Source organism: Pseudoalteromonas sp. SANK 73390, from assembly GCF_054966645.1.
In genome coordinates, this window is record NZ_ARPN01000021.1 from 1 (window position 1) to 561 (window position 561).

Sequence of the window (561 nt, forward strand, 5' to 3'; positions counted from 1 at the left end):
ATTTCGTGAGATTCTATGAGTTGGCAAAACGTTAGGAAAAGATTAAGAGACCTTTGGTATCCTGGTGTTTCTAAAAGTTTAGACGTACATATTGCAAGATATAGAAAATCAGGCGCTTATGATGATCTGGGGAGAGTTACATTTGTTCATAATAAACAAGAAATTTATGTACTTTCGGATTCAGATGATTGGCAGAAGTGTTGTGAAATATTTGATATGCCGAGGCTTTATGTTAATCATGATTCATCTAACTCAAATGAAGCAGATAAACTAGGTTATTATGATGTTGATAGATTTTATAAGCTTACTAATATATATCTAAATGAATTTGACGTTTCTAAAGCCTTTGACGAGAATATTCTATTATTTCAAATATATGCCATATTAGATCGTCGTATAGGCAAGCGTACTTTAGCCAAAAACAAAGAACTTATAACATCAAATGAAATATTAGATCAATTTTATAAAATAAGAGTTAACTCAATATAACAAGGCATTCAAACGGAAAATTTACAGTTGGCTGTTTTTCGTACCTCAAACATTTTAGCCAACTATAATTTT

1 protein-coding gene is annotated in these 561 nt (G+C 30.3%); it reads left to right on the forward strand.

What is annotated here, in order from left to right:
• Positions 1 to 15 precede the first annotated feature (15 nt).
• Complete coding sequence (locus SANK73390_RS02050; RefSeq protein ID WP_462762921.1) at positions 16 to 489, forward strand: SF0329 family protein; 474 nt, start codon at positions 16 to 18, stop codon at positions 487 to 489.
• The last annotated feature ends 72 nt before the right edge of the window (positions 490 to 561 follow it).